Annotated in this window: 6 protein-coding genes and 1 pseudogene; 4 read left to right on the top strand and 3 right to left on the bottom strand. The window is 68.1% G+C overall.

Annotated elements, in window-relative coordinates; translation table 11 throughout:
- The 3 genes and pseudogenes from JHC36_RS08485 to JHC36_RS08495 form a co-directional block, all read right to left on the bottom strand.
- Positions 1–374 (bottom strand): annotated as a pseudogene (locus tag JHC36_RS08485) (hypothetical protein); the annotation flags it as partial.
- A gap of 83 nt (positions 375–457) precedes the next feature.
- A complete protein-coding gene (gene parC, locus JHC36_RS08490) occupies positions 458–2,812 on the bottom strand; it encodes a DNA topoisomerase IV subunit A (protein ID WP_287918226.1) in 2,355 nt (784 codons plus the stop codon).
- A gap of 194 nt (positions 2,813–3,006) precedes the next feature.
- A complete protein-coding gene (locus JHC36_RS08495) occupies positions 3,007–4,992 on the bottom strand; it encodes a DNA topoisomerase IV subunit B (RefSeq protein WP_287918229.1) in 1,986 nt (661 codons plus the stop codon).
- A gap of 95 nt (positions 4,993–5,087) precedes the next feature.
- On the opposite strand from JHC36_RS08495, the gene JHC36_RS08500 reads away from it, so the two are divergent.
- From JHC36_RS08500 to dapA, 4 genes are all read left to right on the top strand, one after another.
- Entirely contained in the window at positions 5,088–6,332 is a 1,245-nt protein-coding gene (locus JHC36_RS08500) for an MFS transporter (protein ID WP_287918231.1), read from the top strand.
- Positions 6,329–6,454, top strand: coding sequence for a hypothetical protein (locus JHC36_RS08505; protein ID WP_287918234.1), 126 nt, complete (start codon positions 6,329–6,331; stop codon positions 6,452–6,454). The genes JHC36_RS08500 and JHC36_RS08505 overlap by 4 nt, the downstream gene beginning before the upstream one ends.
- An 88-nt stretch (positions 6,455–6,542) precedes the next feature.
- A complete protein-coding gene (locus JHC36_RS08510; RefSeq protein WP_124220097.1) occupies positions 6,543–7,133 on the top strand; it encodes a class I SAM-dependent methyltransferase in 591 nt (196 codons plus the stop codon).
- Positions 7,134–7,161: 28 nt separating this feature from the next.
- Positions 7,162–8,058 (top strand): 4-hydroxy-tetrahydrodipicolinate synthase, encoded by an 897-nt coding sequence (gene dapA, locus JHC36_RS08515; RefSeq protein WP_287918237.1) that lies wholly within the window; start codon positions 7,162–7,164, stop codon positions 8,056–8,058.
- Positions 8,059–8,070 lie beyond the last annotated feature (12 nt).

The raw sequence follows: 8,070 nt of genomic DNA on the forward strand, positions 1-8,070 counted from the left end.
CGGATGAGGCCGTAGCGCGTATCGTCGGCCATGAACTCGGCAAAGCCGCCCCCGCCATGCAGCGCCAGCACCAGCGGCAGCGGCTGCCCCGCCTCGGCCACCCGCGGCACGTACGCCACCACCTTGCGCTCGAGACCTTGATGCGCCACGCGGATTTCATGGTTGCCTGGTGTGAGAGGCAGCGCGGCGGCGGCTGGCGTTGGCGCGGTCGCCGCGCGCCGCTGTGCGATGCGCTCGCGCAGCGAGAGCCGCCCCTCGTCGGCCTGCGCCGGCAGGCTCATTGCAGCCAAGGAAAGCACCAGCGAGAGGGCAGATACCCCGGTGCGCGCACGCCACATGGCTTTCCGGCGGCCCTGAAATGCTTGTTTTTTCATAGCATAAACGCACCATTTCACGTAGGCCTCTTTCGGTTTTGAGGACGGAAAACCCCGCGGCCGCGCGGCCATACCGACCCACCCTACTCTACGCGCATGACCCGCTGCGGCTTGAAGCCCAGGTCGGCGAGTTTGCCTTTACGGGCGCGGGCGGCGCGCGCGTTGTTGAGGCTGCGGATTTCGAGCGTTTCTTCGCGGGGCTTGCCGCCGCGGCCGATGCCTTCGATGCGCACGCTGCGGGTGTAGGCTGCCGCGCCCGCCAGGGTGTCTTTGGGGTCGAGGTCGATGAGAACCAGGCCGCGGCCGCCGCCGGACTGGAGCTTGAGCTCCGTGAGATCGAAGGTCAGGATGCGCCCGAGGGTCGACGCGCAGCACACCTGCGTGGCCGGCGCCAGCGGCCGGCTGCCCGAATGGCCCGAGACATGCGAGGGCAGGCACAGCGTTTCGCCTTCAGCGAGCGTGACGAAGGCTTTGCCGGCCTTGAGGCGCGTGCTCATGTGCTCGACCGTGGCGAGGAAGCCGTAGCCGCCCGAGTTGGAGAGCAGCAGCGTGGCCGCCGCCGGCCCCGCGAAGAAATGCACGAGCTCAGTGCCCGCCTCGAGCTCGATGAAGCTCGTGACCGGCTGGCCGTCGCCGCGCGCGCCGGGTAAGGACGCCACCGGCACGGAATAGACCCGACCGTTGCTGCCAAACGCAATCAGGGTGTCGACGGTGCGGCATTCGAAGGTCGCGTAGAGCGCATCACCCGCCTTGAATGCGAAGCCGGCCGGGTCGTGCTCGTGGCCGCTGCGCGCGCGCACCCAGCCTTTTTGCGAAACGACCACGGTGACCGGCTCGTCGAGCACCTTGACTTCCGCGACGGCGCGCTTCTCGGCCTGAATCAGCGTGCGGCGCGGATCGGCGAAGGCTTTGGCGTCGGCCTCGATCTCGCGCACCATGAGGCGGCGCAGCGCCGCGCTGGAGCCCAGGATTTCGTCGAGCCGCGCGCGCTCCTCGCGCAGTTCGGCAAGCTCCTGCTCGATGCGGATCGCCTCGAGTCGGGCGAGCTGACGCAGGCGGATTTCCAAAATGTCCTCGGCCTGCCGATCGGAGAGGGCAAAGCGCTCGATCAGCGCGGCCTTGGGCTCGTCGCTCGCGCGGATGATGGCGATCACCTCGTCGATGTTGAGCAGCACCGCCTGCCGGCCTTCGAGGATGTGGATGCGGTCGAGCACCTTGGCCAGACGGTGGCGCGTGCGCCGCTCGATGGTGCTTTGGCGAAAGGCGATCCACTCGGTCAGCAACTGCCGCAGCGACTTGAGCACCGGCCGACCGTCGAGCCCGATGGCGGTGAGGTTGATCGGCGCGGTGGTCTCGAGGCTCGTGTGCGCGAGCAAGGTGCGGATGAGCTCGGCCTGCTCGATGCGGCTGCTGCGCGGCTCGAACACCAGGCGCACCGCGGCTTCCTTGCCCGACTCGTCGCGCACGGCGTCGAGCACCGCGAGCACACTGGCCTTGAGCTGGTTCTGCTCAGCGGTGAGCGCTTTTTTACCAGCCTTGACCTTGGGGTTGGTGAGCTCCTCGATTTCCTCGAGCACGCGCTGCGCGCTCACGCCGGGCGGCAGTTCGGTCACGACGAGTTGCCACTGGCCACGCGCAAGCTCCTCGATCTTCCAGCGCGCGCGCACCTTGAGCGAGCCACGGCCGCTGCGGTAGGCCTCGGCAATCTCTGCAGCGCTGCTGATGACCTGCGCGCCCCCGGGGTAGTCCGGGCCGGGGATGAGCGCGAACAATGCCTCGTCCGAAAGCGCCGGGTCTTTGATGAGCGCGATGCACGCATCGGCCACCTCGCGCAGGTTGTGGCTGGGAATTTCGGTGGCCAGGCCCACGGCGATGCCGCTCGCGCCATTGAGCAGCACGAACGGCAGCCGTGCGGGCAGTTGGCGCGGCTCTTCGGTGGAGCCGTCGTAGTTGGGAATGAAATCGACCGTGCCTTCGTCGATCTCGTCGAGCAGCAGCCGGGTGATCTTGGCCAACCGCGCCTCGGTGTAGCGCATGGCCGCCGCGCCGTCGCCGTCGCGGCTGCCGAAATTGCCCTGGCCGTCGATGAGCGGATAGCGCTGCGAGAAATCCTGCGCCATGCGCACCAGCGCGTCATACGCCGCCTGGTCACCGTGCGGGTGAAAGCGCCCGAGCACGTCACCGACGACCCGCGCGCTCTTGACCGGCTTGGCCGCCACGTTGCCGCCTGCGCCGCCATAGCCCAAGCCCATGCGGTGCATGGCGTAGAGGATGCGTCGCTGCACTGGCTTTTGCCCGTCGCACACGTCGGGCAGCGCACGGCCCTTGACGACGGACAAGGCGTATTCGAGGTAGGCGCGCTGGGCATAGTGCGCCAGATCGGGAAACTCGGCGTCGCCGCCGGGAGCGGGGGTGTCGAAAAGCGTGGTCTCAGTCATGGCGTGTGGCGTTCGGGTTCAGCGGCGCCTTGAGGCAACGCTGAACAAGTTCCCGTGATGGTGCGCGCCCGACTGCGGGATGAGATGCGAGGCGCAAACCGCAGCCATAGCCGCAGCTATGGCGAGGATGTGCAACGACGCAGACCGCCCGCAGCCGGGATGCGCAGCGCGCGGGGGACTGATTCAGCGTCGCCTCAAACATCGACATCGACCGCATCGCCGTGCAGTTCCATCAGTTCGCGCCGCGCCGCGGCCTCGCCCTTGCCCATGAGTTGCGTCATGAGTGCGGTGGTGCGCGCGGCGTCGAGGCTGCCCAGCGTCACGGGCATGAGGCGTCGGGTGTCGGGGTTGAGCGTGGTTTCCCACAGTTGCTCGGCGTTCATCTCGCCCAGGCCTTTGAAGCGGCTGATGCTGCACTTCTCGCGCGGCACGCCTTCTTTGGCGGCTTTGTCGAGCACGGCGGCGAGTTCACCCTCGTCGAGCGCGTAGAACTTGGCTGCGGGTTTCTTGCCGCGCGCGGGCACGTCGACCCGGTAGAGCGGCGGGCGCGCCACGAACACATGGCCGGCCTCGATCAACCGCGGGAAGTGCCGGAAGAACAGCGTGAGCAGCAGCACCTGGATGTGCGCGCCGTCCACATCGGCGTCGGAGAGGATGCAGATCTTTCCATAACGCAGACTGGACAGATCGACGGTGTCGTCCGGCCCATGCGGATCGACGCCGATGGCCACCGCGATGTCGTGCACCTCGTTGTTGGCGAACAGGCGGTCGCGCTCGACCTCCCAGGTGTTGAGCACCTTGCCGCGCAGCGGCAGGATGGCCTGGAACTCCTTGTCGCGGCCCATCTTGGCGCTGCCGCCGGCAGAGTCGCCCTCGACCAGGAACAACTCATTGCGCGAAAGGTCACGGCTTTCACAATCGGTGAGCTTGCCCGGCAGCACCGCCACGCCCGAGCCCTTCTTCTTCTCGACCTTCTGGCTCGCCCGCTGGCGGGTTTGGGCGGCGCGGATGGCGAGTTCGGCCAGCCGCTTGCCGTGCTCCACATGGGCATGCAGCCAGAGTTCGAGCGCGGGGCGCACGAAGCCCGCCACCAGGCGCAGCGCGTCGCGGGAATTGAGCCGCTCTTTGATCTGGCCCTGGAACTGCGGGTCGAGCACCTTGGCCGAGAGCACGTAGCTCGCGCGGGCGAACACATCCTCGGGCAGCAGCTTCACGCCCTTGGGCAGCAGGCCGTGCAGTTCGATGAAGCCTTTGACGGCCTGGAACACGCCCTCGCGCAAGCCCGCCTCGTGCGTGCCGCCCGCGGGCGTGGGAATCAGGTTGACGTAGCTCTCGCGCACCGTCGGCCCTTCCTCGGTGAAGGCCAGGCACCAGGCCGCGCCCTCGCCTTCGGCAAAACTGTCGCTTTGCGCATCGGCCCAGCCTTCGCCCTCGAACAGGGGCACGACCGGCTCGGCGGGCAAGGTTTGCGCAAGGTAGTCGCGCAGCCCGCCCTTGTAGAGCCAGGTCTGGGTGTCGCGGGTTTTCTCGTTCGTGAGGCTGACCGTCACGCCGGGCATCAGCACCGCCTTGCTGCGCAGCAGATGGGTGAGTTCGGCCAGCGGCAGCACGCTGCTCTCGAAATAGCGTGCATCGGGCCAGACACGCACGATGGTGCCGCTGCGCTTCTCGCCCGCCTCGGCTGGGCGAACGACCAGCGGCTCGGCCACGTCACCACTGGCGAAGACGATGCGCGCGACCTCGCCGCCGCGTCGGCTCGTGACTTCGAGCCGCGTGGCCAGCGCATTGGTCACCGACACGCCCACGCCGTGCAGGCCACCCGAGAAGGCATAGGCGCCGCCCTTACCTTTGTCGAACTTGCCGCCCGCGTGCAGCCGCGTGAACACGAGTTCGATCACCGGCGCGCCCTCCTCGGGATGCAAGCCAAACGGAATGCCGCGGCCGTCGTCCTCCACGCTGACCGAGCCGTCGGCGTGCAGGGTGACGGCGATCTTTTTCGCAAAGCCCGCCAGCGCTTCGTCGGCGGCGTTGTCGATCACCTCCTGCACGATGTGCAGCGGGTTGTCGGTGCGGGTGTACATGCCCGGGCGCTGTTTGACCGGCTCGAGCCCTTTGAGCACGCGAATCGACGCCTCGCCATAGGCGGCGGTCTGGGTTTTCGGTTCGTTCACGGAAGCCATAGGGGCGCGATTGTACGGCGGCACGCGGAAAACACCTGGTTATCCATACAGCTTGCACGCCAGCAAAGCAGGGGCGAATTCGCTACATTCGGCACATGAGTTCCGCCACCCCCCGCCAGGCTACTGGCCACCGCCCGCTCTCCATGACCCAGGTGCTGCTGTGCGGTGCGCTGATCGTCACGCTGTCCATGGGCGTGCGCCACGGCTTCGGGCTGTGGCTGCAGCCCATCACGCAGGCACGCGACTGGTCGCGCGAGAGCTTCGCGCTGGCACTGGCGGTGCAGAACCTGAGCTGGGGGCTGGTCGGCATCGTGGCCGGCATGCTGGCCGACCGCTACGGCGCGCTGCGCGTGCTCATCGCCGGTGCCTTGCTCTACGCGCTGGGGCTGTGGGGCATGGCGCAGAGCACCACGCCGCTGGGCTTTGCGCTGACCACGGGCGTGCTGATCGGCGCGGCGCAGGCGGGCACCACCTATGCCGTGATCTACGGGGTCATCGGCCGCAACGTACCGCCCGAGCGCCGATCCTGGGCGATGGGCGTGGCGGCCGCCGCGGGCTCCTTCGGCCAGTTCCTGATGGTGCCGGTGGAGGGCTGGCTCATCACCACGCTGGGCTGGCAGCGCTCGCTGTGGGCGCTGGCCTTGGCGGTGCTGCTCATCATCCCGCTGGCCTGGGGGCTGCGCGAGCGGCGTGCGCACGCCGGCGGGGTGCGTGGGGAGCAGTCCATCCTGCAGGCCCTGCGCGAGGCGCTGGCCTACCCAAGCTTTCGGCTGCTGATGGCGGGCTATTTCGTCTGCGGCTTTCAGGTGGTGTTCATCGGTGTGCACATGCCGAGCTACCTCAAGGACCACGGGCTTTCGCCGCAGGTCGCGAGCTACGCGCTCGCGCTCATCGGGCTGTTCAACGTGCTGGGCACCTATGCCGCTGGCGCGCTGGGGCAGCGGCTGGCCAAGCGGCACATCCTGGCCTTCATCTACCTCGCCCGCTCCGTGGCCATCTCGGTCTTTCTGCTGCTGCCGCTCACACCGGCGAGCGTCTACGTGTTCGCCGCGGTGATGGGCGTGCTGTGGCTCTCGACCGTTCCGCCGACGAACGCGGCGGTGGCGCAGATTTTCGGCGTGGCGCATCTGTCCATGCTCGGCGGCTTCGTGTTCTTCAGCCACCAGATCGGCAGCTTCATGGGCGTGTGGCTCGGCGGCCTGCTGTACGACCGCACCGGCAGCTACGACATCGTCTGGTGGATCGCCATCGCGCTCGGCATCGTGGCGGCGCTGGTGAATCTGCGCGTGAACGAGCAACCGATCCGCCGCAGCCTGCCGCGTGTGCAGGCCGCCGCATGAAGCCGCTGCCCCGCTGGCTGCTGTGGGCGCTGGCCCTGGCCACGCTGCTGGCGGTGTTCAGCCTGTACGGGCGGGGCGACTTCATGCTGGACGTCGCGAACCAACTCTGGGGATGCTTTTGAGGCATGGGGCAACGCTGTCAAGCCACCCCAAGACCGATATTTCCAATGTTTTTGGCCCGATGCCAGCGTGAAATGGTCATGTGTTGCTATGAAAATTGATGCTTTCGCAGCCCAGAGCCATGCGGGTTTGGCGCCCTCGCCTTGGGTGCAGCGTTGGGCGCATCTCGTTGCCTCGGGTGCTCGGGTGCTCGACGTGGCCTGCGGACGGGGACGCCATGTGCGCTGGTTTGCCGAACGAGGCTGTGCCGTCACCGCCGTCGACCGCGACGCCGAGGCCATCACCGCGCTGGCCGCGTTGCCCGGCGTGCACGCGGTCTGCGCCGACATCGAGGCCGGCCCCTGGCCCTTCGAGGGCCAGCGCTTCGACGCAGTGGTGGTCACCAACTACCTTTGGCGCCCGCTGCTGCCCACACTGGTCGAGAGCGTCGCGCCCGGCGGCGTGCTGATCTACGAGACCTTTGCCGTCGGCAACGAAGCCTTCGGCAAGCCCTCGCGGCCGGACTTTCTGCTGCAGAGCGGCGAGCTGCTGCGCGCCTGCGGCCTGTGCCGAGCCCGCCCGGCGCTGCGGGTCGTGGCGTATGAGGAGGGGCGGCTCGAAGCGCCCACGCGCTGCGTGCAGCGCCTCGCGGCGGTGCGCGACGCAGCGCCATCGGCCTGCGCCCTGCCGTCGTTAGAATGAGTCTTTTCGCTCCCTGGCTGCGAACTCCATGACATCCACTTTCCGCCCCATCCGGGGCAGCATTCCAGCGCTCGTCACCCCGATGCTCGAGGATGGGCGCGTCGACTATGCGGCGCTGCGGCGCTTGATCGACTGGCACATCGCGGAGGGCACCGACTGCATCAGCGTGGTCGGCACCACCGGCGAATCGCCCACCGTCACCGTCGAGGAACACTGCGAGATCATCCGCGTCACCGTCGAGCAGGCCGCCGGCCGCGTGCCCGTCATGGCGGGCTGCGGCGCCAATTCGACGGCCGAGGCCATCGAACTCGCCCGCTTTGCAAAAAAGGTCGGTGCCGACTGCCAGTTGCAGGTCGTGCCCTACTACAACAAGCCCACGCAAGAGGGCCAATACCGGCATTTCAAGGCGATCGCCGAGGCCACCGGCGACCTGCCCATCATCCTCTACAACGTGCCTGGCCGCACCGTTGCCGATATGGCGCCCGAAACCGTGCTGCGGCTGGCGCAGGTGCCGGGTATCGTCGGCATCAAGGAAGCCACGGGCAACATCGAGCGCGCGCAGTGGCTCATCCGTGAAGCGCCCGAGGGCTTTTCCATCTATTCCGGCGACGACCCGACGGCCGTGGCCCTCATGCTGCTCGGCGGGCACGGCAACATCAGCGTCACCGCCAACGTGGCCCCGAGCCTGATGCACGAGCTCTGCATGGCCGCCATCGCCGGCGACGTGGCCCGCGCCCGCGCAATTCAAAAGCAGTTGCTGCCCCTGCACAAGGCGCTGTTCGTCGAGGCCAATCCGATCCCGGTCAAATGGGCCCTGCAGCGCATGGGCCAGATCGGCGCGGGCATCCGGCTGCCGCTGACGCCGCTTTCGGACGGCTACCACGCCACGGTCGAGGCGGCCCTGCGCGAAGCCGGTCTGCTCTGACTCCCTCTTTCC

This window comes from Tibeticola sp. (genome assembly GCF_022759015.1).
Classification (GTDB): Bacteria; Pseudomonadota; Gammaproteobacteria; order Burkholderiales; family Burkholderiaceae_C; genus Tibeticola; species Tibeticola sediminis.